At 70.1% G+C, this 26,109-nt stretch carries 18 protein-coding genes and 2 pseudogenes; 12 read left to right on the forward strand and 8 right to left on the reverse strand.

Going from position 1 to position 26,109, the window contains the following annotated elements; all coding sequences use genetic code 11:
- Window positions 1-94 precede the first annotated feature (94 nt).
- Window positions 95-1,123, reverse strand: a complete 1,029-nt coding sequence (locus ACFUJY_RS30300) for an alcohol dehydrogenase catalytic domain-containing protein (RefSeq protein WP_383305588.1) — start codon at window positions 1,121-1,123, stop codon at window positions 95-97.
- Between the two features lie 128 nt (window positions 1,124-1,251).
- Here ACFUJY_RS30300 and ACFUJY_RS30305 point away from each other — a divergent pair, with 128 nt between their 5' ends.
- The 4 genes and pseudogenes from ACFUJY_RS30305 (at window position 1,252) to ACFUJY_RS30320 (ending at window position 4,272) form a co-directional block, all read left to right on the forward strand.
- On the forward strand, window positions 1,252-2,139 hold the full coding sequence (locus ACFUJY_RS30305; RefSeq protein ID WP_383305589.1) for a LysR family transcriptional regulator: 888 nt from the start codon (window positions 1,252-1,254) through the stop codon (window positions 2,137-2,139).
- A 133-nt stretch (window positions 2,140-2,272) separates the two neighbouring features.
- Entirely contained in the window at window positions 2,273-2,554 is a 282-nt protein-coding gene (locus ACFUJY_RS30310; protein ID WP_383305590.1) for a hypothetical protein, read from the forward strand.
- A 277-nt stretch (window positions 2,555-2,831) separates the two neighbouring features.
- A complete protein-coding gene (locus ACFUJY_RS30315; RefSeq protein WP_383305591.1) occupies window positions 2,832-3,359 on the forward strand; it encodes a carboxymuconolactone decarboxylase family protein in 528 nt (175 codons plus the stop codon).
- A gap of 194 nt (window positions 3,360-3,553) precedes the next feature.
- Window positions 3,554-4,272: pseudogene (locus tag ACFUJY_RS30320) on the forward strand (SDR family NAD(P)-dependent oxidoreductase).
- Window positions 4,273-4,346: 74 nt separating this feature from the next.
- On the opposite strand, the gene ACFUJY_RS30325 reads toward ACFUJY_RS30320, so the two are convergent.
- Genes ACFUJY_RS30325 through ACFUJY_RS30335 form a run of 3 tightly spaced genes read right to left on the reverse strand, consistent with a single transcriptional unit; the run spans window position 4,347 to window position 7,347 of the window.
- Window positions 4,347-5,669 carry an MFS transporter gene (locus ACFUJY_RS30325; RefSeq protein WP_383305592.1) on the reverse strand — a complete coding sequence of 441 codons (1,323 nt, stop codon included), beginning with the start codon at window positions 5,667-5,669 and terminating at the stop codon, window positions 4,347-4,349.
- Window positions 5,666-6,607, reverse strand: coding sequence for a cytochrome c biogenesis CcdA family protein (locus ACFUJY_RS30330; RefSeq protein ID WP_383305593.1), 942 nt, complete (start codon window positions 6,605-6,607; stop codon window positions 5,666-5,668). Before ACFUJY_RS30330 ends, ACFUJY_RS30325 begins: the two co-directional genes overlap by 4 nt.
- Window positions 6,604-7,347 carry a DsbA family protein gene (locus ACFUJY_RS30335; RefSeq protein WP_383305594.1) on the reverse strand — a complete coding sequence of 248 codons (744 nt, stop codon included), beginning with the start codon at window positions 7,345-7,347 and terminating at the stop codon, window positions 6,604-6,606. Before ACFUJY_RS30335 ends, ACFUJY_RS30330 begins: the two co-directional genes overlap by 4 nt.
- A 1,002-nt stretch (window positions 7,348-8,349) precedes the next feature.
- On the opposite strand from ACFUJY_RS30335, the gene ACFUJY_RS30340 reads away from it, so the two are divergent.
- The 5 genes and pseudogenes from ACFUJY_RS30340 to ACFUJY_RS30360 all read left to right on the forward strand — a co-directional run bounded on the left by ACFUJY_RS30340 (window position 8,350) and on the right by ACFUJY_RS30360 (window position 16,748).
- Window positions 8,350-9,135 (forward strand): serine/threonine-protein kinase, encoded by a 786-nt coding sequence (locus ACFUJY_RS30340; protein WP_383305595.1) that lies wholly within the window; start codon window positions 8,350-8,352, stop codon window positions 9,133-9,135.
- A gap of 127 nt (window positions 9,136-9,262) precedes the next feature.
- Window positions 9,263-9,958 carry a hypothetical protein gene (locus tag ACFUJY_RS30345; RefSeq protein ID WP_383305596.1) on the forward strand — a complete coding sequence of 232 codons (696 nt, stop codon included), beginning with the start codon at window positions 9,263-9,265 and terminating at the stop codon, window positions 9,956-9,958.
- Between the two features lie 338 nt (window positions 9,959-10,296).
- Window positions 10,297-15,468 (forward strand): annotated as a pseudogene (locus tag ACFUJY_RS30350) (DUF6531 domain-containing protein).
- Between the two features lie 36 nt (window positions 15,469-15,504).
- On the forward strand, window positions 15,505-15,810 hold the full coding sequence (locus tag ACFUJY_RS30355) for a hypothetical protein (RefSeq protein WP_383305597.1): 306 nt from the start codon (window positions 15,505-15,507) through the stop codon (window positions 15,808-15,810).
- Between the two features lie 122 nt (window positions 15,811-15,932).
- On the forward strand, window positions 15,933-16,748 hold the full coding sequence (locus ACFUJY_RS30360) for a class I SAM-dependent methyltransferase (protein ID WP_383305610.1): 816 nt from the start codon (window positions 15,933-15,935) through the stop codon (window positions 16,746-16,748).
- 409 nt (window positions 16,749-17,157) lie between these two features.
- Here the strand turns inward: ACFUJY_RS30360 and ACFUJY_RS30365 are convergent, their stop codons facing one another.
- Both ACFUJY_RS30365 and ACFUJY_RS30370 read right to left on the reverse strand, forming a co-directional pair.
- Complete coding sequence (locus tag ACFUJY_RS30365; RefSeq protein WP_383305598.1) at window positions 17,158-18,711, reverse strand: alpha-L-arabinofuranosidase B; 1,554 nt, start codon at window positions 18,709-18,711, stop codon at window positions 17,158-17,160.
- A gap of 284 nt (window positions 18,712-18,995) precedes the next feature.
- Window positions 18,996-19,571: a substrate-binding domain-containing protein gene (locus ACFUJY_RS30370; RefSeq protein WP_383305611.1), complete on the reverse strand. Its 576-nt coding sequence runs from the start codon at window positions 19,569-19,571 to the stop codon at window positions 18,996-18,998.
- Window positions 19,572-20,001: 430 nt separating this feature from the next.
- On the opposite strand from ACFUJY_RS30370, the gene ACFUJY_RS30375 reads away from it, so the two are divergent.
- The gene (locus ACFUJY_RS30375; protein WP_383305599.1) at window positions 20,002-21,858 is read left to right on the forward strand and encodes a hypothetical protein; all 1,857 of its coding nucleotides are present in this window, start codon (window positions 20,002-20,004) and stop codon (window positions 21,856-21,858) included.
- A 267-nt stretch (window positions 21,859-22,125) separates the two neighbouring features.
- On the opposite strand, the gene ACFUJY_RS30380 is transcribed toward ACFUJY_RS30375, so the two are convergent.
- Window positions 22,126-22,935 (reverse strand): hypothetical protein, encoded by an 810-nt coding sequence (locus tag ACFUJY_RS30380; protein ID WP_383305600.1) that lies wholly within the window; start codon window positions 22,933-22,935, stop codon window positions 22,126-22,128.
- Window positions 22,936-23,119: 184 nt separating this feature from the next.
- On the reverse strand, window positions 23,120-23,269 hold the full coding sequence (locus ACFUJY_RS30385; RefSeq protein WP_383305601.1) for a hypothetical protein: 150 nt from the start codon (window positions 23,267-23,269) through the stop codon (window positions 23,120-23,122).
- Between the two features lie 457 nt (window positions 23,270-23,726).
- Between ACFUJY_RS30385 and ACFUJY_RS30390 the strand changes: the two genes are divergently transcribed.
- Both ACFUJY_RS30390 and ACFUJY_RS30395 read left to right on the forward strand, forming a co-directional pair.
- Window positions 23,727-24,731, forward strand: a complete 1,005-nt coding sequence (locus tag ACFUJY_RS30390) for a hypothetical protein (protein ID WP_383305602.1) — start codon at window positions 23,727-23,729, stop codon at window positions 24,729-24,731.
- A gap of 274 nt (window positions 24,732-25,005) precedes the next feature.
- Window positions 25,006-25,770: an SAM-dependent methyltransferase gene (locus ACFUJY_RS30395; RefSeq protein WP_383305612.1), complete on the forward strand. Its 765-nt coding sequence runs from the start codon at window positions 25,006-25,008 to the stop codon at window positions 25,768-25,770.
- The last annotated feature ends 339 nt before the right edge of the window (window positions 25,771-26,109 follow it).

A 26,109-nucleotide genomic window follows, 5' to 3' on the forward strand; every position in this document is an offset into this window, starting at 1 on the left:
CCCCGCGATCGTCGGTGGTTGTGACATCGGATGCAAGGCGGGCCGGAGTGCCGCCCGCTGTGTGGCCGAGGAGGCCGGCGGGGCGGGGGGCCGGCTACTCGGTGCTGGTGGTGTCCAGGACGATGCGGAAGCGGGGTGCTCCCGTGCGCAGCCGGGCGATGGCCTCGCCGGCCTTCGCCAGCGGCATCCGTTCGATCATCGGCCGCACACCCGTGGTGACGGCGAAGGACATGGCTTTTTCCGTCTCGCGCGGGCTGCCGGTCAGATGCCCGGTGAGGGTGTGGCCGTTCATGACCAGCCGGGCCGCCGGGACGGTCACGGAGCCGGCGTCGACGCCGACGAGGGTGAGCCGCCCATGGACGGCCAAGCCCGTGAGCAGTTCGTCCACGGGGGCGGTGGAGGAGGCGGTGCAGACGATGAGGTCGGCCCCGCCGAGTTCCTTCAGGGCGGTTCCGGGCGCCAGGGCATCGCTGTCGATGTAGTGGTGGGCGCCGAGGCCGCGTGCCAGTTGCTCCCGGTCACCGCCGCGGGCGATGGCGACCGTCTCGCACCCGAGCGCGGCCGCGAACTGGACGGCGAGGTGTCCCAGGCCGCCGATCCCGAAGACGGCGACCCGTCCGCCCGCGCGGACGTCGGCCTTGCGGATCGCGTTGAAGGTCGTCACCCCGGCGCAGCCGAAGGGGGCGGCGTCGAAGAGGCCGAGGCCGTCGGGGACGCGGGCGAGCGCGTCGGCGGGCACGGTGATGTACCGCGCCCAGCCGCCCGGGTACGACAGGCCGGGGATCTTGCGCGCGGCGCAGTGGACGACGTCGCCCGTCCGGCAGTGCGCACAGCGGCCACAGCTGCCGCCGAACCAGCCGACGGACACCCGGTCGCCGGCCACCCAGCCTTCGACGTCGGCGCCGGTCTCGGCGACGACACCGGCGACCTCATGGCCCGGGGTGATGGGGAATACCGTGTCCTTGCCGGCGGCCTCGGCCGTGCCGATGTCGGCGCTGCACACGCCACTCGCCACCACCGACACACGCACCCACCCCGTCGGGGGCGCGACCATCTCGGCCGCCTCGGGGTGCAGGGGCCCGTGGGGCTCGGTCACGACCATGGTCCCGGCGCTGTTCGACATGGTGCCCTTCCGTTCCGACGAGGCCGCTCATAGCTATTGCTTATGCTGGGTCACTGGCAGCCTCACCGTAAACAGAGGTGATCCAGCCCGGTAGAGGGCATGAGTGAATGGAGTGATAAGCCGTGGCTATGGCAACGGATCGCCTGAATCTCGAAGGGCTCCGCTATGCGCAGGCGGTGGCGGAGACCAAGTCGTTCAGCGCCGCCGCGAGAGCGTACGGGGTGACGCAGCCCGCGCTGTCGAACGGCATCGCCAAACTGGAGGAGCGCCTGGGCGGCAGGCTGTTCGAGCGGTCGCCGCGCGGTGTGACGCAGACCGCGTTCGGCGCCAGGATCCTTCCGCTGATCGAACGGGCGGTTGCCGCGCTCGACGCCGTCGGGGTCGAGGCCCGGCGCCTGACCGAATCCGGTGAGCAGAAGATCCGCATGGGGCTCTCGCCGCTGATCGGCCCCCACCTGGTCGCCCGCGCGTTCGGCATGGTCCAGGGCCTTCCCACCCCGCGGGACCTGGTGCTGCGCGAGGCGAACATGCAGGAGCTGCGCGAGTGTCTGCTGGCCGGCCGGCTCGACATCATTCTGATCCCGGCCGTGGCCGCGATGCCTCGCTTCGAGCACCGCGTCATCGACGTCGAGCCGATCGTCGTCGTCACTCCCGACGCGGCGCAAATGACTCCCGTGGAAATCGCGGAGGCCGGCAAGGAGCAGTTCATCCTCGTCCCCGACGCCTGCGGCCTGACCACCTTCACCACGCAACTGTTCCAGGCGCACGAGATGCCCCTGAACGCCTATCCGGGCGAGGCCGCCAGCTACCGGGTCCTGGAGGACTGGGCAAAGCTCGGCCTCGGTTCGGCACTGGTCCCCCGCTCCAAACTGACCTCACCGGACGTCTGCCACCGCCCCCTGCACGACCAGGGCCGGGAGGTGCAGATCTCCTTCGAAGCCGTCTGGAGCGCCGACTCCCCGCTCGCCCCGGACCTGCTTCACCTCGCCGACAGCCTCGCGGCCGCCCGCCACTAGGGCCATACGCACTACTTATATCCCGATTTCAATAGGGGCCTCTACCGGCCCTAGCCGGACATGCCTAACGTTGCAGGCACATCGCGGGATTCATTGCCCCGCCCCCTCCCTGGCAACCTAGTGAGGCATAACCATGGCGTATCTCCAGATCACCTTGCAGGTGGACCCGGCCCACCGCGCCGCCGCCGCAGGCGTATACGAGCAGTACAAGCAGCCGTTCCTCGACTCCGTCCCCGGCGCCATCAGCAAGGAGCTCCTCGTCCGCGACGACGACGTCCAGGTTCTGCACGGCTTTCGGACCACCGCCGACGCCAGTGCCTACCTGACCAGCGAGCTGTTCACCCGCGACGTCGTCGGCGGCTTGTCCCCCCTGCTGAAGGCCGACCCCGACGTACGCCTCTACGACACCGTCTGAACCCGGGTCGGGCACGGGCTCATGGCGCTGCTGCGTGTACGACCGAGCCCGCGCCCACACCGGCGGCCTGGGGAATGACCTCCGCCCGGACGGGATACCCCGGCGACGGCTGCCGCCCGCCCCGGCCTCGGACCCCCTCAGCCGCGTCGACGGCTACCCGGTCCGCGATCCCTCCGCCTGAGCGCCCGCACCTCTGGCCGGGAGCATCCGGCAGCAATCCATCACCGGTACCACCCGATCCCCGTCGTGGGCCGGTGCACCATCAAAGGAGTACGACGTGAGTGACGTCCGAGTCGCCCCCTGGCAGGACGACAGCCTGCCCGCGCCCCCGCCCGAACTGCTCGCGGGCATGAAGGCGCGCAGGCCGGGCGGCGAGCTGATCGGCATCGACCGTGTCCTGCTGAAGAGCTTCCCGCTCGCCACAGGATGGAACTGGCTGCTGGGCCGCGTCCGCGCCGAGTTCGACCTGCCGTCGGAATACCGCGAACTGATCATGCTGCGCGTGGCCGTGCTCAATCGCGCCGACTTCGAGTGGGGCGTCCACTACCCGGCATACCTGCAGGCAGGAGGCACGGAAGAGAAGTGCCGAGCCCTCAAGGGAGATCGCGCGGACCGTGGCCCCTTCAATGAAGACGAGCTCGCACTGCTCGCGCTGACCGATCAGTCCACCCGACGGATCGATGTCGACGCCGATGTCATCGAAGAGCTCAAGCGTCTGTTCGGCGAAGCCCAGACGGTCGAAGCGGTCGCCACCGTCGCCGCTTACAACATGGTCTCGCGCTTCCTGGTGGCCCTGGCCGTCTGACCCCTTCCCGAACGCGACACGTCCCGAGCCGACCGAGCACCGCGGAGAGCCACCCCACGGTCGCCCGGCTGGTCCCCGTCCCACTGACCACCCCACCCCCCCCACAACAGCACCTGAAAAAGGGGCACCACATGTCCGGCGACACACTCGATTTCACCGGCCGGAAGGTCATCGTCATCGGCGGCACCAGCGGCATGGGCCAGGCCGTCGCGACCCACGTCCTCGACGTCGGCGGCACCGCCGTCGTCACCGGCCGCACCCAGTCCAGCGCCGACCGGGCCGCGACCGCCCTGTCGGCCCACGGCAGGGTCACCGGCCTGGCCGCCGACCTCACCGACCACACGGCCGTCGACCGCCTACGCACCACCCTCACCGAGGAGCACGCCGACGCCACCCTGCTGGTCAATGCCGCCGGAGTCTTCGCTCCAAGCCCTGCCTGGAGCACACGACAGCCGACTACGACCGATACCAGGAGCTCAACCGCGCCTTCTTCTTCCTCACCCAGACCGTAGCAGCCAACATGATCGGGCGCGGCGCGAAGGGCGCCATCGTCAACATCGGCTCCATGTGGGCGCACCAGGCCATCGCGGCCACCCCCTCCTCTGCGTACTCGATGGCCAAGGCCGCACTGCACTCCCTGACCCAGCACCTCGCGATGGAACTGGCCCCGCACGGCATCCGAGCCAACGCCGTCGCCCCCGCCGTCGTTCGCACCCCCATCTACGAGGAGTTCATCCCCGAGGCGGAGATGGACTCCACGATGGACGGCTTCGACGCCTTCCACCCGATCGGCCGCACCGGCACCGCCGAAGACGTCGCGGCCACCGTCGCCTTCCTCCTGTCGGACCGGACCGACTGGGTCACCGGCGCGATCTGGGACGTCGACGGCGGCGTCATGGCCGGACGCAGCTGACTCACACGGCACCCAGCCTCCGGGCGGCGTCCCCCGGAGGCCGGGTACCCTCGCGCCGCGCGGCGGGGCATGGATCAGCGTGCGCGCACGAGGAGAGCCCAGAAGGCGAGCACGGGCAGCACCAGGACGGCGGCGACGGCGTTCAGGACGCCGAAGCCGGCCCAGCCCATCAGGGGACCGGCCAGCCCGGCACCGAGGGCCGCGACGATGTTCATCGCGGTGTCCGTGGTCCCCTGCACGCCGGGCCGCAGGCCGGCGGGTGTGGTCTCGCTGAGCAGAGCCGAGCCGGCGACCAGGCTGAAGGACCAGCCCAGGCCCAGGAGGAACATCCCCGCCATCATCATGCCGACCGAGCCGTGGCTCATCCCCGACAGTGCGGCGGCCACGAGGAAGACGGCCTGGCCGGCCACGATGGTCGGCAGGTGACCGATCCGGTCGGAGAGCCGGCCGACGAGCGGCGAGAACGCGTACATGCCCAGCAGGTGGCCGCTTATGGTGACGCCGACGACGGTGAGGCCGTCGCCGTGCTCGGACATGGTGACGGGAGTCATCGTCATGACCGCTGCCATGACCGTGTGGGCCACGACGACGGTCACGAACGCGAAGGCCGCCAGGGGAGTTCGGCGAAGGTGCCGCACTCCCGCGCGCAGGGCCCCGGTCCGCGGCTCCTTCCCCTGCGGAAGAGTGTCGACTCGTGACGTCGGACTCGTCGCGCCCTCCTCCAGACACTCCTCCGTGTCCTGGAACCGGCGGGACAGCGCGAGCGGGTCGGGGCGCAGGAGACCCCACAGCAGCGCCGAGGCGGCCGCCGTGCACACGGTGGCCAGGACGAAGGCACCGGCCAGCCGGGGGAGGTGGAGCGCCGATGCCACCGCGGCTCCGGGGCCGGCGAGATTCGGTCCGATCACCGAGCCGATGGTCGTGGACCACAGCACGACGGACAGCGCCTGGGCCCGTTGCTGCGGCACGGCCAGGTCCGCTGCCGCGTACCGGCTCTGCTGGTTGGTCGCGCTGCCGACGCCGAACAGCAGCATGCCCATGATGAGCACGGGTATCGACCGGTACACCGCCGAGACGACGAGCAGAGCCCCGCCGGCTGCGGCCATGAGCCATCCCGTGCCGAGAGAGGTCCGGCGCCCCCGCCTTTGGGCCATCAGTGCCAGAGGTATGCCCACTGCGGCGGCCCCGACCGTGGTCGCTGTGCGAGCCAGTCCGGCGTACGTCTCGCTCCGTGCCACGGACTCCGCGAGCAGCGGGCCGACCGACACCGAGACGCCCACCCCGACCCCGCCGACGATCTGGGCCGCAGACAGGACTCGGACCGTGCGCTTCTGTACGGCGCGCACCCGGGACTGCTCCTGCCACGGATTCGGAGATATGTCCTGTGTCGTACTCACGTGTCGGAGCTCCTTGACGGGTCGGCCGGGTGGGGTGCCGAGGGCGGGGAGGCGGATACGGGCGGACCGCCTGGTTCGGAAGCCGGGTCCGTGCGTCCAGGGCCGGGCTTCGGCCGAGGCCCATCTCGTCGGGCCAGGAGGACGACGGCGGTGAGCGCGGCCGACGCGGCGAGGACGAGCAGGAGGACCCGGTCCGGTACGGCACCGCCGAGGCGGGCCAGTTGCTCCTCGAGCCCCGCCTCCGTCTCGATGCTGATGGGCGAAGGCAGGGCCGCGGTACCGTCGAACAGGAGGAAGACCGCGCCGAGCAGGATGAACAGCGCGCCGCCGATGAGAGAAGTGGTGTGCCAGGTGAAACGTCCCAGCCGCAGGGTGCGGCCGCGCAGCCAGCGCTTGTGCCCGAGGTCGAAGCGGTCCCACAGCAGGGCCAGGGCGAACAACGGGACGGCCATGCCGAGTGCGTACACCGCGAGAAGCAGGCCACCGTGAGCGGGCCGGCCGCCGAGGGCCGCGAGGGTGAGGATGGACCCGAGGATGGGACCGGCGCAGAAGCCCGCCAGACCGTAGACGGTGCCAAGGACGAACACAGAGAGGCCCGACCCGGAGCGTCGTGCGCCGGCGGCTTCCTGGAGGCGCCGGACGCCGAAGCCGAGCCCGAGGATCTGCGCCGCTCCGAGCGCGATCACGGTCCAGCCGCCGACGGTGACCAGGAGGTCGCGGTGACCGTAGAAGAGCCGGCCGGCGAACGAGCCGGCGACCCCGGGCGGCACCAGAGTGGTGGACAGCCCCAGGTAGAACAGCCCGGTGCGCAGCAGCAGTGTGGTGCGGCTGGTGAAGGAGTAGGCGAAGAACGCGGGCAGCAGCAGGGCGCTGCAAGGGCTGAGCAGGGCCAGCAGACCGCCGAGGAAGGCGGCCAGAAGGCTCGCTTCACCGTTCACTGCGCGGCCTTCGCAGCCGACTCGATGGCCTGTTTGAAGGTGCCGGCCGACTGGGCGCCGAGAACGGGGATCTCGTTGACCAGGAATGCGGGAGTGCTGGTCACACCGACGTCGAAGCCCTCGGTCCGGTCACGCTCCACGGCTGTCCGCGCCTCGTCGGAGTCCATGTCGCTGCGGAAGGTGTCGAGGTCCGTCACACCGGCGGCCTTGGCCATCGCGGTCAGCTTGTCGGTGGAGAAGGCACCGGTGTTCTTCCTGTGCGTCTTGCTGTACGCCTGGTCGTGGAACTCCCAGAACTTGCCCTGCCGGCCGGCGGCCCAGGCGGCGCGGGCCGCCTGTTCGGACTCCTCGCCGAAAATCGGGAAGTTGCGCCACTCGATGCGCAGGACCCCCTTGTCGACGTAGGAGCGGATCAGTTCCGGTTCGGTGTCCCGCGCGAACTTCCCGCAGTACGGGCACTGGAAGTCCGAGTACTCGATCATGACGACGGGGGCGTCGGCGTCCCCGACGGCCAGCGGGTCGTCGGCATCCCGACGGGCCAGCGCGAGCAGAGCGCTCGCCCGTGCATCGGGCGTACGGGCGTCGGCGGCGGAGCCCTGCTTGACGGGTTCGGCCGCCCCGTCGTCCAGGGTGAAGGCGAGGACCGTCGTGATGATGGCGGCCAGCCCGACCGCCGCGGCGGCGATCGTGCGGTTGCGGCGGCGGACGCGGGTTGAGGCGCGGGAGGGGGAAGGGGGCATGGCGAAGCTGCTTCCTGCTGCTGGGTGTGCGAATGGCGGGCTGCGGTCACGCGCGCCGTGGCTGTCATGACCGGCCTACGACCGGGCGGCGCGCGGGCAAGAGCGCGCGGCCGGCCTAGATCCGCATACGGTCGGGTACGGTCCGCACTGCCGGCGGCGAGAGCCCTGACGTCGCCACGTCGCGGCACACATCGCCCGCCACCGTGCCGGGCACGGGGGCGGGCGGAACGGCCACCGGCGCCGCGGAGCCGGCCGCCTCCACAAGGCGTATGTCCGGCTGGGAGAGGAGCGCCTTCCTGCACGGGCGCGGCGAGCCGGGCGTCTCGCACCGCGAGGAGGGCTTCCGTACCGCTTCGGCGGCATCGCCCGGTTCAAGGACGAGCGATTCCACCCGCACGGCCACGCCGGCCGAGCTCGGCGTCCCGGCACCGGCACCGAGCGCGCGAGTCCCGCAGGCCCACGCACCCGCCACCACGAGCAGCGACAACAGGGCGAGCAGCCAGCACCGCGCTCGCCTGTGCGTCGCCGCCGCCACCGCACCGGACCCGGAAGAAACTGATCTCACCTCGCGTCACGCGTGGGGACGCAGGCACGGACAGCCCTCGATGCGACGCACGCGTCGGAGCGCGGCTCGGTCGGCGCTACGTGCTCGGCAGCCGTCCCCCGGAGAGCCCGGTGCCGCTCCGTCGCCGACCGGGCGCCGCGACCATGCCCGGGATCGGCCGAGGCCATGAGTCCGTCCTGTCTCCGTTCGCGCAACAGCGCCAGTCGGCGCACGACCCCTCCTTCAGATGTCCGGTCCGACGCAGTGCGAGTCCGCTGACCGGGACCGGGGCGCCGGGACACGGCACGCATGGCACGCGTGTCCGGGACCTCGGACAGCGGCCCGTGGCGGTGCACCGCCGTAACTGTAGACAGCCGCGTAACAGGCCGGTAGGAGGGCAAGCCGTATGACCCCATCACTGCTCTGTATGGCGGCGCTCGTTCTCCACCACCCGGCAGGTGCGGTGCGGGTTTACCTCGGGCCGGCACAGCGCGGTCGGGCCGCGCCGGTCCCCGGCAGCGAGCGCACGTACGTCTTCCACGGAACCGGCCCGCGCCCTCGACCGCGTCCTGGCTGCCGAGGGTCCGCCCGCCGTCGCGCATGCAGTGAACTGGGCCCGGCAGGTCTGCGTCGCGCTGGAGGCCGCGCACGACGCGGGCATCGTCCACCGCGACATCAAGCCCGCGAACGCCGTCCTCGGCCCGGACGGAACGGTCCGCGTCCTCGACTTCGGCATCGCCTGGTTCCATCGCGACCTGGGTCTGGACCGCATCAGCCAGGCGGGTGGCGTACTGGGCAGCGCGCCCTGGATGTCACCCGAACAGGCGCGCGGGGAGGAGGTGGGGCCCGCATCCGATCTCTACTCCTTAGGCTGCCTGCTCCACCAACTTCTGTGCGGACAGCCGCCCTTCGGCGACCGGGACGCACTGGCCCAGATCGTCGCGCATGCCCAACAGGTCCCCGACCCGCCCTCCGCGCACCGATCCGGGGTGCCGGTCGACTTGGACCTCCTGGTCGGTGAACTCCTCGCCAGATCCCCGGAGAACCGGCCCGAATCGGCGGCCGCGACCGCGGCGCGGCTCGGCGCCGTCGCGCGGGAGCTGGGGGTGGAGGAGACGACGGGGCGGCCCCGGCGCCTCCGATGTCGGCAGGGCCGCAGGCCGCCGGCACCGCGGAGCGTTCGATCTCCCGGCGCACCGTGCTCTTCGGGGCCGTCGGAGTGGTGGCCGCGTCCACGACGGTGATCGTCGTGGTGCCGAAAGTCCTTGACCGGGGTCCGGGTAAGGGCAAGGGCAAGGACGGGGACGGGGACGGGGACGGCGGGGAGGTGACGTACCGCTGGGCAGACAGACGCCTCGCACGCCGATCGCCGTGGCCGGCCCCGCAGTGATCACGGGGCGGGGCGACGACGACGGCGCGGTGGACGGCCGGGTCTTCTTCGGCGGAGGCCCCGGACTGACCGTCCTCGACGCCTCGGACGGCACGGTCGTCGCGACGTACCAAGAACCCGGCGACGCCCGGGTCGTACCCGAGCACCGGATGCTGCTCGGGCAGCGGGGCGCGTGGTCGGCCACGGACGGCAAGAAAATGTGGTCCGCGCCGAACTTCCTCGGCGGCGTCCTCATGGGCGGCACCGTGGTAGGCAACGAGTACGACCCGAAGACCAAGAAAGGCAGTCTCGTCGGCCTCGACCCACGAGAGGGTGAGGAACGCTGGCAGCACAAGGACCTGTACGCGTTCGTCTCCACCTCCCGGACGGCCCCCGACTCGCCGCTGATCGCCAAAGTCCGCGGCGAGGGCGCGAAGCTGCTGCGCGTCGACGGGCCGACGCGGCCCGGTCCGCACCCTGCCGGAGAAGTACCTCCTGTGGACCCACTGCCTCGGCAACCTCGTCTTCGCCGTGTGCGCCGACAGCCAGTTGGACCCCGATACCGGCAACGGGCCCGAGAAGCGGCGCCTCTACACGATCGAACTGGCGCAGTTCGACGAAGACTGACGGCAACCGCCCTGTACTACGCGAAGCATCCCGCGGGTTCGGCCCACATCGTCGCGTCCACGCCAACTTGAGGACTTGCCTGCCGCCTCCCATGATCGTGATCAGCGGCTTTCCTCTCGTCACTTCCGTCCTGCCGGCACAATCCAGCCGCATTTCGCACCATGGGTTACTTCGGACGCTGTGTGGATCAACATCACCGAGTCTCTGTTCACTATTGCCACCCAGGTGATTCACCATGCGCGCACAAGCGCGAAGACTCGTCACGGCCTTCCTGGCCTTCGCTCTCCTCGTGATACTGCCTGCCGCCCCGTCCTGGGCGGCGCCCCGTGACCGGCCCGCCGGCGCCGGAACGGGCGTCGCACAGGATGCGGCCCGCACGGCCGAGGACCTGCCCGATCCACCGAAGGCGATGACGCTCGCCGAGCGGCGCAAGCAGGTCGCGAAGGACAGGCACGAACTGTCTCCCATGCGGGAATACATGACGGCGCCGAAGCGGAAGGCCAAGGGCACGCCTCACGGCCGGCCGGAAACGGAGCGCATCGAGCGTGGTCCCGCCGCCGAGACCGGCCCGGCCGCACAGCGTCTCGCAGCGGCGCCCGGGAACCCGGTCTCGGTGTCGGCCTGGGCGACCGCGTACCCCGGCATGCTGTCGATCGGCGGACAGGTGAAGCTGCCGCAGCGGGGATCGACGTACACCGGGATGTGGCTCTACGTCCTGGACGAGGCGGGTTCCCCCGTCGTCCAGCAGGAGATCAAAAAGGCCACCGATGACCCCAGCGGGGACACCCCTGACACCGGCGCCTGGTGCTACGACTGGTGGTCGAGCAACTCCTACCCCACCGACCAGTGCTTCTGGTGGGCAGGCAGTGAACTGGGCGGAATCCTGGAGGACGGCAAGGAGTACTACGCCTGGGTCTTCCTGAGCAACGCGGACGGGTCGAGCCCGGGCGGCACCACCTCAGCGCTGGTGGAGGCCTTCTACACGCCCGGCATCCCCGGCGCGGCGGCGGGCATCTGCACCTGTTACGCCTAGGCCCATCGCGCCGACCCGGTCAACACCGCGACCGGTATGTTCTATGAGCAACTGGTCGATGCCTCTCTGACGGGTCCCGGGGTGCCGCTGACACTGGAGCGCACCTACCGGTCGGACTCGACCGCCACCGGTCTGCTGGGGCGCGGCTGGACGACGCCGTTCGACGCGCGGCTGACCCTCGCGACGGGGAAGGCGACGTACCGGACGGGCGACGGGGCGTCGTTCGTGTTCACGCAGGCGAGCAACGGTACGTACACCGCCCCGGCGGGCACGACGGCCAAGCTGGTCAGAGGGACGAGCACGTACACGGTCACCACCCCGGACCACACGGTACGGACCTTCGACAGCGCCGGCCTGCTGACCTCCGTGGTCGGCGCGGCGGGCAAGGGCCTGAGCCTCACGTATGCGTCGGGCAGGCTCGCCTCGGTCAAGGACGCCGCCGGCCGTACCACCTCGTTCACACCCGGCGCCGACGGGCTGCTGTCCGGGGTGGCCCTGCCGGACGGCACATCGGTCTCGTATGGCTACACCGACGGTCTGCTGACCTCGGTCACCGACCCGGCCGGCAGGACGTCCTCATACACGTACGACACGAACAAGCGGCTGTCGTCCTACACCGACCCGGCCGGCGGCGAAGTCAGCAACGTCTACGACAACGCGGGTCGCATCAAGTCCCAGACCGACCAGAACGGCGAGACCACCACGTTCACCTGGGACGGCAAGAGCGAGTCGCACACCACCACGCCCGACGGCGGCGTGTGGACCGACTCCTACGCCGGCAACGTCCTGATGAAGACGATCGATCCGTACGGCGAGAGCATCACCTACGACTACGACCGCTACCTGCGGCCCGTCGCCATCACCGACCAGCGCGGCAACACCACCGAGATGACGTACGACACCTCGGGCCGGATGCTCACCCGCACCGCGCCGGCCGCGCTCGGCTACAAGGAGAGCTGGAGCTACGACACCGCGGGCAATCTCACCAGCCACACCGACGGCCGCGGCAACAAGACGACGTACGCGTACACCGCGAACCGGCTCACGTCGGCGACGGACCCGACGGGCGGCAGGACCGCCTACACGTACACCTCGCTCGGCTCGCTGAAGACCGTGACCAGCCCTCGCGGCAAGGTCACCACCTACGGGTACGACACCACGGGCAACCGGACGTCGGTCACCACGCCACTGGGCGAACAGACGACCTTCACGTACGACCCGGCGGGCCGCGTCCTGACCAGGACCGACCCGCGTGGGAACGTCTCGGGCGCCGACCCGGCCGCGTACACAACGACGTACACCTATGACGGCCGCGGTCTGCTCAGCTCGGCCACGGACGCCCTGGGCCGCACGACGACCTACGAGTACAACGGCGCCGAGCAGTTGACATCGGTGCGCAACCCGGCGGGCGAGACCGCCACGCTCGGCTACGACGACGCGGGGAACCTGACCCGGACCACCGACCAGGCGGGCAAGTCCCTCACCCGCACCTACGACGCGAGCGGACGGCTCGCCTCCCGGACCGACGCGGCCGGCGGCCGGACCACCTTCACGTACGACAAGGCGGGCCGGCTGCTCAGCAGCGTCTCACCGCGCGGAAACGTCTCAGGCGCCGAACCGGCCGCCCACACCACGTCCTACGCGTACGACGCCGCCGGCAACCTCACCGAGACCACCGGGCCCACCGGCGCGACGACGAAGACGACCTACGACGCGATCAACCGGCCGCTCGTCGTCACCGACCCGCTGGGCCACACCACCGGCTACAACTACGACGCCAACGACAACGTCACCAGGACCACCGACGCCGCGGGCGAGACGACCACCGCCGCTTACGACGAGAACAACCGCCTCAGCAGCAGCACCGACCAACTGGGCAGGACCACGACCTACACCTACGACGCCGACGGCAACCTGCTCAGCCGCGTCTCCCCGCTCGGCCACGAGTCGAGCTGGACCTACGACGGCGACGGCCGCCGGGCCACCGCGGTCGATCCGCGCGGCAACGCCACCGGCGCCGACCCCGCCCAATACACGACGACGTACGACTACGACCCTGCGGGCAACCCCACCAAGGTCACCGACCCCCTCGGCGGAGTGGCCACCACCGCCTACGACGCCCTTGGCAGAGTCACCGAACGCAAGGACGCCGACGGACGCACCACCTCCTACGGCTACGACGACCTGGACCAGCTGACCAAGGTCACCGCGCCCGGCGGCGCGGTCACCGCCTACGGTTACGACAAGCTCGGCAACCTCAGCGAACGCACCGATGCCAACGGCCACGTCACCGCGTACGGCTACGACGCGACACACCGCCTCACCTCCGTCACCGACCCGCTGGAACGGAAGACGACCTACGCGTACGACGCGGAGGGCAACGTCACCGGGAAGACCACACCCCGCGGCACCACCGGGTACACCTACGACCCGCGCGGTCTGCTCACCGAGATCGACTACTCGGACGCCACCCCCGACGCGACCTTCGGCTACGACGACGCCGGGCAGCTGACCGCCCGCGCGAACTCCAAGATCTCCGAGGACTTCGTCTACGACGCGGTCGGCAATCTGACCAGGACCCGCGGCTTCAACTACACCTACGACGCCGCCGGGCAGATGCTCACCCGCACGTACTCCGACGGCAACCCGATCACGTACACCTACGACAACGACGGCCGCACCGCCACGATGCTGGCCGACGGCAGGACCACCACCTACACCTGGGACCCGGCCGGCCACCTCACCCGGTCCGCGCTGCCCAACACCGAGACCGAGGACCGTGCCTACGACCGGGCCGGCCGCCTCACCGCCGTCACCTCCGCCAAGGCCGGCACCACGGTCACCAAGACCGCGCACACCCTCTCCCACGCGGGCCTGCCCACCCACGTCGACATCACCCGCGCCGACGTCGGCACGACCGGTTACGACCTCACCTACGACACCGCGGGCCGCCTCACCTCCGGCTGCTTCCCCCAGCCCTCGGCCACGGGCTGCGCCACCAGCCGCGCCACCTCCTACACCTACGACAAGGTCGGCAACCGCCTGACCTCCACCCTGGGCGCCACCTCCACCAACTACGCCTACGACGCGGCCGACCAGCTCACCTCCACCACCACCGGCACCACGACCACCGCATACGACTACGACGCCGAAGGCAACCAGACCAAGAAGGGTGCCGACACCTACACCTACGACCTGGCCGGGCGGATATCCGCCGCCACCGTCGCGGGCACCGTCTACACCTACGACCACGATGCCGACGGCAACCAGGTCGCCACCCGCGAGGACGGGACGGTCACCCACCGCACCCAGTGGGACCCCAACGCACCCCTGCCGCTCCTGGCCACCGAATACGACAGCGCCTGGACCGTCGAACAGTCCTTCCGCTACGACCCCCTGGGCCGGCCCACCTCCGTCGAGACCGGCACAGGCGCGCACTTCTACTACCACCACGACACCCAGGGCTCACCGGTCGACGTCACCGACAGCACCGGCACCCTCTACCAGCGCTGGGCCTACGACCCGTTCGGCACCCGGGTCCTGGACACCGTCACCGGCGGTGCCCCCGCAAGCCCTCCCTCCTACACCGGCGCCCGCTACGAAACCACCACCGGCAACCTCGACCTGCACGCCCGCCAGTACGACACCGCCACCGGTCGCTTCACGCGGTCCGATCCGGCCGCCCGGGACCTGTCGACGCCGTACGTCTCCGCGTACGCCTACGCCGACAACGTGCCCAGCGTGCTCACCGACCCCAGCGGTCTGACCCCCGACGACCCGGACAACGACCGGGTCGACAGCCTCGGCGAGGCGCTCGGCATCTTCGGCGACGCCTTCGTCGACGTCGCCAAGTCCCCCTTCGTGTTCCTCGGGGACCTGGAGGACGCGTTCACCGGTGAGAACGGCGGCGTGGGCGCGTTCGTCGACAAGTACCTCCCCGTCCGCCCCGCCTACCGGCTCTACCGCGCCGAGTACATGCTCCGCCAGCAGGGCTGCGACGCGCTCGCCGATCTGTACGCGGAGACCGCCGACGAACTCGCCCAGCAGCTGGTCCTCACCGGGATCGGCGGGCTGACCGGGTGGCGGCGGACCGCGGTGGCCACGGAGCGGGAGCTGCAGTCCGGCGGTTCGTCCTTCCGGCGGCCACGCAACGACATGGACTTCGAACTGGAATGGGCGGATCACGCTTATGACGCGATCCGTGCCGACGCCCAGCTCGACCGGGTGGCACAGACCGCGGCGTCCCGTGGCTATTCCGCGGCCGACATCAATCAGATCTACAGCCACCTGTTCATCGAATCGCACCAACTCGACGCGGGAATGCTGCGATTCGACTCCAATCCGCGCATTGCCAGGGCCTGGGAACGCCTTCAGAACGGAAATCCACACCCCAGTGATTTCGATCTGCTCGCACACGAACTGTACGAGTCGAACTGGATGCGTCAGCACGGCGACCAGAACTATCGCCGCGCCCACCAGGCGACCCTGGACGCCGGGCACACCTGGGACGAACATGCGCCGGCAGCGGACGGTATAGGGTTCAGGTGATCGAATCCTGGCGCGAGCGAACTGGTGGGAATCCCCGTGACAGCATCACTGACGTGTAGGAAGATCCACTCTCTTGACGCCGGATCCGTCTACGCCTGGGAAACCGCGGAAGGTGTCACCGGAAACATCCTGATCGACTCGGAAGGGGCAGTCGCCCGGCCGTGTACGCCGGAGGGAATAAGTCTCGGTGACATGCTCCTCGACAAGAACATCGGGAATGTGGAAAATGCCGACCCGGACCCGAAAATCCGCCGTGCTTTCCTGATCGTGGCAGCGGCGATCTTCCAGGAAGGGGAGCGGCAGGGGCGACTGCCCGACAAGATCACGCGCACCTACTGGTAGGCGCCACGTTTCACCACCCGAGAGGCCGTGCTCGCCCGGAGCCCGGCCTCTCGGCCCAAGGTGTGGACAGTCCTTAGGCTGGTGCGGTGACTGATGAACAGAAGCGGGTGCGGCCGTCGGGAGTGTGGGCCACAGCTGTGGGGGTGGCCCGGGTACGGGCGTTGGAGACCGAGCGGGAGAACCCGCTGTTCCACGACCCCCTGGCACGGGCCTTCGCCGCCGCCGGCGGCCTGTGGCCCTCCTCGCCACGGCTGCCCGATGATGAGGCCGCGCGCCGCCGCCGGCTGGCCGTGTCGTTCTCCATCGTCATCAGGACCAAGTTCCTCGACGACCTGTTGCGGCAGGCTTCCGCGTCCGGGGTCCGGCAGGTCGTGCTGCTCGGCGCCGGTATGGACAGCCGCGCCTTCCGGATGGACTGGCCCGAGGACACCCGGCTGTTCGAGGTCGACACCGCAACGCCGCTGGACTTCAAGGCTTCGGTGCTGCGCCAGGAGCGGGCCGTCGCGCGTTGCGAGCGGATCACCGTCGCGGTGGATCTGCGTGAGGACTGGCCACGGGCGCTGGCAGCCGCAGGGCACGACCCGGCCACGCCGACCGTGTGGATCGCCGAAGGACTGCTGATCTATCTGCCCGAGGACGCGGTGGAACTCCTGCTGGCCCGGATCAGTGCGCAGTCGGCGGCAGGCAGTCGGATCGGACTGACGTTGGGATCGCGCGGCGTCATCGAGAGGTTCGGTGCGGATGCCGAGCCGGGGTCGGCGGCGTCCATGTGGGTTTCGGAGATGCCCGACGACCCGGTCGGCTGGCTGGCCCGGCACGGTTGGGAGGCCGACAGCCACACCTTGCGCGAGCGCGCTGCCGCCTATGGCCGCCCGGTCGGCACCCCGCCGCAGCGCGACGAGCGGCCCGGCGGACTGATCTCGGCGATCCGCCGGTAGAACGCGCTCGCCGACGTGCTCAGGGCGCCGAGCCGCGCCAGGGGCGCCGCAACGTCCGTACCCGCGCAGCGACGTGACCTGCCGACTCCACCTCTGGCCCCGTCGTCCAGGGCCACGTCGCCGCGGTGATCCTCCTCCGGCACGACGCATCGAGGATGAGGGCTCACCGGCTGGAAGGTCGATGGCGAGGCGGTCCCGGAGACGGGGAGCACGATCAGCATCACGGTGACGGGGGACCATACGATCGTCGCCGAGTTCAGCTGATCCCGGCGGGCCGACGGCCGAGTCCCGCGTCCGGGGCCCTGCGCGGCCGGGGCGGGCGTCGGTCCGAAGGCGGCCTGGACCGCACCCGGCGTCGGTCCGCCGATGGCACACCTCTGAACGGTGGACCACCGGCGGACCGGCGGGGTCACGCCCAGGGCTGGGCGGTCAGCCAGGAGGTGTCCTCGCTCCACAGGGCGTCACTGTCCCATGTGTGGCCGCCGACCCCGTCCCCGGCCAGGTAGCCGGTGTAGGAGTAGTGGCGCAGGAAGCGGTTGGGGTAGTTGACCGACTGGAAGGAGAAGCCCTGCCCGCTGTGGCCCGCCCGGAGACAGAACGTGGCGTCCTGGTTGAACAGGGCGGTGGCGTTCGGGGCCGCGGTGCGGAGCTGGAAATCGGCGTGGCGCAGATACTGCCCGGAAGCCGCGGCGGACTCGAATGACAGGCAGGCGCTGTCGGCCAGTCCGGTGCGGACGATCCAGGTGGCGTCCCGCTTGTCGCCGCTGGAACTCGTGGAGCTGACCGGAGAGATGGCGACGGTGCCGTCGGACTGGTGGCGCAGGTACTGGGTGTCGCAGCACGGGGTGGTGGCCTTCAGGGAGACCCGTGCTCCGGGGGTGAGGGCGCTGGATGTGAGAGCGGGGGCCTGGTAGCGGGCCGCCGTGATGTTCGCCTGGACCGCGTTCTCGGCGGCGTCCGTCGGGTAGCCGGAGGTCATCACCCCCTCGTAGAAGGTGCCGCTGGAGGACTTGCTGTTGTCGCCTCCGATCCCGAGGATGATCGCCCCCTCCTTGTGCATCGGGTTGTAGCCCGCGGCGTTGGGCCGGGGTCCGCTGTAGTACGTGGACAGCCCGCCGGACTGGGCGTTGCCGGCTTTGATGGCCCACAGGTTCGGGGCGCCCTTGACGATCGCGGTGAGGAAGCGGTGGCTGACGCTCGGGTCGTTGGCGTTGTAGCCGGGGTCGGGTCCGGAGAACAGGCCGTTCTCCAGGTCGGCCATCACCCATGGGCCCTTGCCGGTGCCTGACCCCCAGATCGTGCTGTCGCCGAAGTAGATGGCCTCCATGTGGCCGTTGCCGGTGTCGAGGTTGTTGGTTTCGGCGTTGCCGTAGTCGAAGCAGCACCCGCCGCCGAAGTGGGTGCCGTCGAGGACGGCGTACATCCCCTCGGGCTGGTCGCCGGTGGCTATGCCGTTGGTGTGGTTGTTGCGGTAGCCGGTGCCTGCGGCGACGTACACGCCGTAGGCCCGGTGACCGGCGACGGTGACCGGTGCGGCGGTGGCGGGGGCGAGATTGTCGGGGCCGGGGGCGGCACCGCCGCCGGGGGCCTGGGTGAGCTTGTTGCCCCGGCCGGACTGGTCGTAGATGGCGGTGATCACGCAGGTGGTTCCGGTGCAGAAGGCGTCCTGCGCGGCGGCATCGGCATACCCGCCGGCGCTCAGGAGGCCGATGTCCCTGGTCGCGCCGTCGGAGGCCCGCCGGACCTGGTAGAGGGCGCCGTGGTACGCGCCGTAGAGGGCGCGAGTGGTGGAGTGGGCGGCCACGCACGGCGTGCCGCCGGCGGCGTAGAGGTCGCAGGGCGCCTGGGACGCCGCGTGCGAGGTGGCCTCCGTGCCGGCCAGGAGGGCGACGGTCAGTACGGCGGTGGTGCCGGTGGCGAGGAGGCCGCGCCGTGCTCGGCGCAGCCAGGTCCGGACAGTCAAGGGCGGGCTCCTTGCGGGTGAGGGCCAAAAGCGCTGGACGCGCCGGCCGGTGGGGGTGTCGACGGAGTGTCGTGGGCAAGGGCTGTACCGTCTGAGTTGTTAGCGCTAACAATCAGGGTCGCGAGCCACCCCGAGACGCATGCCGGGGTGTGCGGCTCGTGCGCGGCCAGGCATCACTATGAAGGCTTGACGTGACACGGTCAAGAAGTGCGGCCCGGATTCATGCGGGTCGGCGTGCGGCTCGCGCGAGGACGGAGCGAGCGGGCCACCGCCGGTGTTATCGCTCACAGGACCGCTCTGCCCGAATCGGGTGTGCCCTCCCCGCTGTGACCGGCCGTTCCCCGGGCCCGCGCCGCGCGCAGGCCCCCGTGACGGCGTCGGACCCATGTGGACTCGCGGACCACGAGACGGCAGGGGACCGTGTGCACCCCCGGCTCCGGGCGCGAACCGATGGCGTCCAGCAGGCGCAGCGCGGCCTGCCGGCCGACCTCGGTGAGGTTCGTGTCGATCGTGGTCAGAGGCGGACGGCAGGCCAGGACCATCGTCTCCCAGTTGTCGTAGCCGACGACGGCGACCCGGCCGGGGGTGTCCACGCCGATCTCCCGCAGCGTGTCCGCCGCGCCGCGGGCGATCTGGTCGTTGCCGCAGAAGAGGGCGTCCGTGTCGGGGGCGGTACGCAGAATCGTCTCCGCCGCCCGCCGCCCCCAGGCCTCGCTCCACTCGCCGAAGTGGGCCCGGTCGCCGACGAGTTCCAGCCCGGAGGTGCCGAGCACCTCGATCGTGTGCCGGGCCCGGTCCCGAGCTGCCGTGTGATGTGCGGGGCCGGTGATGTGGGCGATGCGCGTACGCCCGGTCGCCAGAAGGTGCTCGACGCCAGCCGCACACCGCTCAGATCGTCGGAGACCACGGAGATGTCGTCCGGGTCGGTGGAGGGGGACAGCGCGTACACCGTGGGAATCCGGTGCACCCCCTCCAACGGGGGGGGCGCGCGTCCGTGCGTCTCCCCGTCACGATGATGCCGTCCACCCTGCGGTCCATGAGGTTGCGCAAGTGGTGCTGCTCGCGGATGGCGTCACCGCGCGTGTCGCACAGCAGCACGGAGATCTTGCCGGCGCCGAGTGCGTCCTCGGCGCCGAGCAGGACCGGAGTGCTGAAGCGTCCGATGCCGTCAGTGGTCATCAGGCCGACGGTCCAGCTCCGGCCGGAATGCAGGCTCTGAGCCTGCGGATTGGGCCGGAAGTCCAGAGCCGCCACGGCCTCGAGCACCCGCCGAACCACCCTTGCGGCCCGATGCGAGCCGATGTGAGGAAGCGCTTCCTCACCTGCCCCCACCCCGCCGAAAGGGCCTTCATGTTCTGGCACAACCGTCCGGCTTCCGCCGACGCACCCCGCAAGCGTGATCGCCGGCCCACCGGCAGCCCTCACCGCATACGCCGCACCGTCACCCACATCGCGGTCGGGCTCACCGTCGCCGCCGGCGGATTGGCCGCGGCGACGCCCGCCCAGGCGGCGGGCAACACCCTCACCGTCGACGTCGGCGCGGTCGTCCGGCCGGTCACCCACGTCGTCGCAGGCGGCCTCTACGGAGTCGACTCCGGCGCGAGCCAACCATCGCTCGACCAGCTGTACCCGTTGCACCTCAACACCATGACCCAGCCCCCGCCCGGCACCCAGCAACTCGGCAACGGAGCCACCACCCCGTGCTGCGACGGCCTTGAGGTGGCGGGCAAAGTCACCGACGCCGGAGCCCAGCAGTACCTGCGGCTCTCCGACATCTTCAGCGCCTTCCCCTGCAACTGGGTCAGCTGGCCGGACTGGGAGACCAAGCTGGCCGGCATGATCCACGCCCGGATGAACGCCACCGGAACGACCAACATCGCAGGCTACGAGATCTGGAACGAGCCGGACTGGACCTGGGACGGCCGTCTCGACGGCACGGCGGGCACCTACAACGCCATGTGGACCCGCAGCTACCGTGACACCCGCGCCATCGACGCCAAGACGCCGATCGTCGGCCCCGGCACGGCCGTGTACCGACACGACTGGATGTACAGCTTCATGCGGAACGCCAAGGACACGGGCACCCTGCCCGCAGTCGCGGTGTGGCACCAGCTCGACACCAACGCGGGCTGGCAGACCATCCAGGCCAACGTGAACGACTTCCGCGCCATCGAAACCTCCCTGGGACTCCCGCACCGCCCCATCTCCATCAACGAGTACGGCTCACCCAGCCAGGTCGACCAGCCCAGCGTCGCCGTGCACTACATGGCAGCATGCGAACGGGCGGGCGTCCACGACGCCGAGCGCGCCTACTGGTACGAGGCCGGCACCATGGACGGCCTGCTCCACAACAACCGCCCCACGGCCTCGTACTGGGCCTACAAGTGGTACGGCGACCAGTCCGGCAACATCGTCCGGACCGTCCCCCAGTCATGGCTCGACGGCGTGGCCTCGTACGACGCGAGCCGCAAGCAGATCAACGTCGTCTTCGGAGGCGACACCGGAGAGAACAAGGTGAGAATCAACGGCGCCGGCGTCCTCGGCTCCCAGGTCAAGGTGACCCTCTCCCGCACGAACAACACCGGCCGCTTCACCAACCAAACAGCCCCGGTGACCGTCTCCGAACAGACCTACACCGTCGCCGCCGACGGCAGCATCACCATCCCCGTCTCCGGCATGGACGCGGTCATGGCGTACCAACTGCTGGTCACGCCCGCAGCCGGCGCGCCCTCCTGGCTACAGACGTACGAAGCGGAGAACGCCACCGTCGTCAACGCCAACCGCTTCAGCTCCGCCGCCGCCTCCAACGGCGGCTACGTCGGGCAGATCGACAACGCCGCCGACATGCGCGACCGGAGCTTCGTCGACTTCCTCGTGAAGGTCCCCACCGCGCGCACGTACACGATGACCGTCAAGTACGCCAACGCCGCGGGCGCCCCCGCCACGCACGGCCTCGCGTACAACGGCGGCGCCTGGTCCACCGTGACCTACCCGCCCACCACCGGCGGCTGGGGCCACCCCACAGGCACGGTCAGCACCACCGTCGACCTGCGCGCCGGCTACAACATGATCCGGCTCGCCAAGGGTGCCCCCCACTTCGCCGGTAGCACCGGATACGCAGAACTGGACAACATCACCCTCCAGTGACCGCCACCCCTCGCTGCGTCCGGCGACCCGCCGGACGCAGCGAGCGCTGCACTCTGTTGTGCGGTGAAGACCGGCCCGGAGCCCGGCGGTCAGGGCGGGGGCGCGACGGCCTTGCGGCCGAATCCGACCAGGACCGGCGCCGATGATCCGAGCAGTGCCCGACAGGTCAGCCGCCGAAGGACGAACGCCGGCTGTCGCAGGAGCACTCCGGACTGCGCCCGAAGCACAAACTCTCATGACCCTCCGACAGACACGAGGAACGATGTCTCAGCCGACCTCCCCCAGGTAACCCACCACTTCACGGAAGTCATCGAGCGCGGGCCCGAATGCGCAGGCGGCGACGTAAAAGGTCGATTGGTCGATCAGGGGCCTGGCCAGTGTTCGCGTTCCCTCTGCCGGATCACGCTGGGACAGCTGGCGGGCCAGACCCACTCCCTCGTCGAACAGGGAACGCGCTTGCTCCGGAAACAGATGGGCGCGGTGCTCCCAGTAGACGGCGGAGCGGACGGTGAGGACCCGATGCAGCCGGACCAGCTCGGCCAGATACCGGTCCGGATCCTCAGCGGCTCGCACAGCTAGGGCGTCCACCTCGTCACGGAGGACATGACGGCTGTCGAGGTAGCCCCGCATAGCATCGGGCGACCACTCCATGGGCGCCGTCCCCGAAGGAGGACGCGGTCCATCGGACGCAGGCCGCTCGCCATCGGCGCCGGAGAAGGACAGCAGGACGGCCCAGAACGACGCCTCGTAACTACTCCAGGATTTCCGCTCACCCGTATCGGCCCACGCCGTCAGCAAAGCGAGTGCTTCTTGTCGTACGAGGGCCGCCCGCTCGCCTCGGCCATAGGCGTCGAGCATCTGCGCGTATCCGATCAGCGAATAGAAATGGCAGGCTATCGAGCCCCGGCCATCCGCGGCTTCGGCCGCTTCCATGCTGACGAGCGCCTCGAACACGCCGAGTGCTTCGCCGGACCGGCGGGCGTCATGGAGAGCGGCGACCCACTCCAGGAGCGACCACGTGAGACCCCCGCTGGCGGGCCCGTAGGGCAGGATCGCTGCGACCACCAACTCGGTCATCGCATCGGCAGCCTCGGCGTACCGGCCTTCCTCGGAGAGACCGGCGGCCCACGTGTTCTGGGTGCCCCTCAGAAGCTGAACAAGGCGGGTCGCCCGTGCCGTTCATCCTACGAAAGGCGCGCTCTGACCTGTCATGACGGGAGCGACATCACTTCCCCGGCGTTTCTACTGGCACCCGGCCTCATCAGCTCGTGCCGGGCTTCCTTCGCGCGACCTCTGCGGCGCTCTCCGACCGAGTGTTGCCCGCTTCCTGCGCCCAGAGTGTGGCGGTGTCGACCTGGATGCCGAGGAATCCGCTGAGGACGACGGCCGGGAGTGCGTCGGCCGGCTCCATGAGTGCGGTGTTGCATCTGACGTGCGTTCAGAGCCGGATGCGGTTCGACCGGGCCGCGATGGCGACGCCATCCATGGGGCGGCCGGGGAAGGCGCCGGGGACTAGCCAGAAGGTGCTGGCCGCAGGGCCCACCACCGCATGCCCCCGGGGCGGGAGCACGAGCTCCCCCAGGACACGGTGGTGCTGACTTCCCCGCCCACTCGGACGAGGAGCCACGGGTGGTGACCTGCACCCGAGTCGGTCCCACCGAGACGCCCCTGACTCCCGGGGCCTCGTGATCGGTTCGGCGTCGCGGAGGGGTTGCACGGTGCGGTCCGCGCCGGTTGCGGCCGAGCGGGTCCCGGCGGCAACCGTTTCGGTGGAGAGCCTGCCCCACAGGGCGGCCGAGTCGTGGGGAACGAGGGCGGTGATCGCCGCCGGGGCCACGGCAACCTGGCCTGGGCGTTAACCTCAGCGGATGATTCCTCAGCCGCCACAGAAGGTCATCACGCGTCACCGCGACGGGCGGATCCTCGCCTACGTCGTGGGCGTCGGCGTCTACGGGGCGTTGGAACCGGCAGCGGTATTTCAGCCGCGAGACGGCGAAGAGGTCGTCGCCTCGGTGGTCCGGCAGGATCTGGAGCGGGTTGTGTACACCACGCTGAACGAACTCGTATGCCTCACGCGCGCCGGCGAACTCATGTGGGCCGTGGACTTCGAGCCGCACTCCGACGTACGCCATGGCCACCAGCCTGGTTGTGCGCTGTCTCAGGACGGCCGCACCGTGTGGGTCTACCGGCCGGACGCGATGGCTGGACGAGGGCGCGGGGACCAGTGGGTGGTGCACGACGCCGACAGCGGTGTGGTTGTCGCCCGCCGGGAACTGGAGACGGTCGGGCACGGTGCCTTCCATCACGTGCATCCCGTGGACGGCAGTGTCTACCTCGACATCGGTGAGGGGCAGGACGGCTCAGTCATTCTCCGGAGTACGGGCGGGGCGGACAGCGAGCCGGAATTCAGCACGTACCCGTGGTCGGACCGCTGCCTCATCGACCTGGCACCGTCGGGGCAGCAGTTCATGACCGTGGACCACGGGCAGGCGGACGTCGCCTTCCACGACCACCCCGACGGGGCCGTGCTCTTCACCCTCTCCGTTGAAGCCTTCGGGTACGACCCGGAGGAGGCGTTCGTGGAATGGAGTGGCGGCTACCTGTCCGAGGACACGGCCATCGTCACCCTGGGCGGTGAGGGCCAGGACGAAGAAGAGTGGTTCCGCTACCACCTGGTCGATGTACACACCGGCACGCTGCGCGGCGAAATCACCGTCGAGGTGAGCAACCCCTACGAGCTGGTCCCCCTGGGTGACGATTCCTGGCTCACCGGCGGCGTCGGCGGCCACCCAGTCCGTTGGTCCCGCGATCCGCAGTCGTTCCCACCGTCGCGCCCGGAGGCATCGACCTCTCCCCGCAAGAGGCAGAAGTGACGGCGGGCAGGGCGGCCGGCGCGCAACGGTGCACCGACGCCGCAACACCAGATCGGACGCGAGTGCTCCGTCACGGCCAACGCTTTTGGCCAACCCAGGTGTCGTTCCACCAACTCTGCCGACACCCGCAGGCGCCCCGGGCCGCCGCACGGAACTCGCTTCGCTCGTGAGGGCAGCGACGAACTGATTGCTGCTGCATCGTGCCCCACCGCCGGGGGCGAGGTGAAAGAAAACGGGTTGTGCCTGGGCAAAAGATCAGCTTGGGTTCGTGCTCGTGACCGATTTGAACGACCTCATACGCCCGGGACGCTATCCACGCTCCTCTCGCTATGACCCCGCATGGTTGCTCACCCTCGACATGGGACCGAACCCGCTGTGGCTGCTGGAGGACCTCACCCGGGACCTCGATCTGCGCCCGGGGATGCGGATCCTCGACCTCGGCTCAGGCAAGGGCGCAACGTCAGTGTTCCTGGCCCGCGAGTACGGCGCCGAGGTCGTTGCGGCCGACTTGTGGATCGCCCCCGAGGACGCCGCGGCCGTATTCGCCGATGCGGGTGTCGGCGACCAGGTGAAGGCCGTGCGAGCTGAGGCGCACACCCTGCCGTTCGAGGAGGAGAGCTTCGACGCCATCGTGAGCGTGGACGCGTTCGAGTACTTCGGAACGGCGGACAACTACCTGCCCTACCTGACGCGGTTCCTCCGCCCCGGCGGACATCTGGCGATGGCGACTCCCGCCATGACACGGGAGGTCCGTGAGCTCGGAGCCATCCCTCCGCACATCAAGAAGGTGGTCGGATGGGAGGCGATCGCCTGGCACACGGCGGAATGGTGGCGCTTTCAGTGGGCGATCACCGAACTCGTCGAGGTCACCTCCGCACGGTTGTCGCAAGACGCCTGGCGGGACTGGCTCCTGTGGGCCCGGGCAGCAGCCGAGCACACACCCGACGGCCGGAGTGCGAACCAGCCCGTCATCGACATGCTCACCACGGACGGCGGAGAATTCCTCTCCTTCGCGCTGGTAACCGCACGTAAGAACTGATCAGACTCATGCCGTTGGCAGTTCTGTCTCTCCGACCGTGCTCGTAGAGACGGAACCAGTCAACCGGCGCGTGCTGACTCGCGCGGACTGGACCGTGGGAGAGAGACGGGGGTGAGTCCCCGATTGCTGTGCTGTCGGCGTACCGACCGGCCTCCCCAGCTGCGTAAGGATGAAAATGGTCGGACGAGCTCTGAGCTGCCTATCAGCTGGCGTGCAACTCCAGCGCTGTGCGCACCGCCCTCGATACAGGCCGGCTTGACGGAGGTATGGCAGCCAGCGAAGTGTAGCGGTCCCTCCACCGACCGTACATCGTCGGGCTGACCGCACCCGGCTGGCGGG

The organism is Streptomyces sp. NPDC057249 (genome assembly GCF_042669245.1).
Taxonomy (GTDB): Bacteria; Actinomycetota; Actinomycetes; order Streptomycetales; family Streptomycetaceae; genus Streptomyces.

Excerpts from the sequence above, each read along its gene's own strand:
- ACFUJY_RS30300 (WP_383305588.1), bottom strand. The coding sequence starts at position 1,123 with ATGTCGAACAGCGCCGGGACCATGGTCGTGACCGAGCCCCACGGGCCC.
- ACFUJY_RS30305 (WP_383305589.1), top strand. The coding sequence starts at position 1,252 with ATGGCAACGGATCGCCTGAATCTCGAAGGGCTCCGCTATGCGCAGGCG.
- ACFUJY_RS30310 (WP_383305590.1), top strand. The coding sequence starts at position 2,273 with ATGGCGTATCTCCAGATCACCTTGCAGGTGGACCCGGCCCACCGCGCC.
- ACFUJY_RS30335 (WP_383305594.1), bottom strand. The coding sequence starts at position 7,347 with ATGCCCCCTTCCCCCTCCCGCGCCTCAACCCGCGTCCGCCGCCGCAAC.
- ACFUJY_RS30375 (WP_383305599.1), top strand. The coding sequence starts at position 20,002 with ATGCGAGCCGATGTGAGGAAGCGCTTCCTCACCTGCCCCCACCCCGCC.
- ACFUJY_RS30380 (WP_383305600.1), bottom strand. The coding sequence starts at position 22,935 with ATGACCGAGTTGGTGGTCGCAGCGATCCTGCCCTACGGGCCCGCCAGC.
- ACFUJY_RS30385 (WP_383305601.1), bottom strand. The coding sequence starts at position 23,269 with ATGGAGCCGGCCGACGCACTCCCGGCCGTCGTCCTCAGCGGATTCCTC.
- ACFUJY_RS30390 (WP_383305602.1), top strand. The coding sequence starts at position 23,727 with ATGATTCCTCAGCCGCCACAGAAGGTCATCACGCGTCACCGCGACGGG.